The 1008-nt window shown below is 53.8% G+C and carries 1 protein-coding gene and 1 pseudogene; both read right to left on the reverse strand.

Features of this window, described 5'->3' with window-relative positions:
- On the reverse strand, positions 1 to 901 hold a 901-nt coding region (locus D791_RS18610), incomplete at its 3' end, for an electron transfer flavoprotein subunit alpha/FixB family protein (RefSeq protein ID WP_036515046.1).
- Positions 898 to 1008 (reverse strand): annotated as a pseudogene (locus tag D791_RS21270) (electron transfer flavoprotein subunit beta/FixA family protein); the annotation flags it as partial. The pseudogene D791_RS21270 and the gene D791_RS18610, both read right to left, overlap by 4 nt.

Genomic DNA, 1008 nt, shown 5'->3' on the forward strand with positions numbered 1-1008 from the left:
CCTCAAACAGATCCGCCACCAGTCCATAATCGGCCACTTGGAATATCGGGGCTTCTTCATCTTTATTGATCGCTACGATCACTTTTGAATCCTTCATCCCGGCTAAGTGCTGAATCGCACCCGAAATACCCACCGCAATGTACAGATCCGGCGCGACCAACTTACCCGTCTGCCCCACCTGCATATCGTTGGGAACGTAACCGGCATCCACTGCTGCACGCGAAGCACCCACAGCCGCACCCAGTTTATCGGCCACCTTGTACAGCATGTCGAAATTCTCGCCATTGCCTAAGCCACGTCCGCCCGATACAACAATGCTGGCCGCCGTCAATTCGGGGCGATCAGATTTTGCCAAGGCTTCATGGCTAAAGCTAACATCTGCGCTTTCAAACACAGACTCTACGCGCTCAACACTGGCACTGTTACCCGTTGCTGCGACTGGATCAAAGGCGGTGCCACGAATGGTCAACACTTGCACAGACTCATCAGACTCAACCTGAGCAATCGCATTACCCGCATAAATCGCACGCTTGAAACGATTAGGGGCCTCGATTGCCAGCACATCGGAGACTTGATTCACACCAAGCAAGGCGGCAACGCGTGGCAGGACGTTTTTGCCGGTGGTGGTTGCCGCGGCCAACACATGACTGCAGCCTTGTGCTTGCTCTAGGAGTAACTGGCTCACATTTTCCGCCAACTGATGGGCATAGGCTGGCGCATCGGCCAGCAGTACTTTTTGCACCCCAACCACCTGAGCCGCCTGTTCAGCAACCTCACCACATTGATGACCCGCCACCAACAGGGTGATATCGCCACCTATCACGGTTGCAGCGGCGATAACGTTCAGGGTAACGGGCTTTAATGACTGATTGTCATGTTCTGCAAGGACTAAAATACTCATGCGATCACCTTGGCTTCATTCCGAAGTTTTTCAACTAATTCTGCGACAGACCCGACTTTAATCCCGGCACTGCGTTCCGCGGGTGGCTCAACGCCCAGCAAACGAAT

Origin of the sequence: Nitrincola nitratireducens (assembly GCF_000585235.1) — a bacterium.
GTDB lineage: Bacteria > Pseudomonadota > Gammaproteobacteria > Pseudomonadales > Balneatricaceae > Nitrincola > Nitrincola alkalisediminis.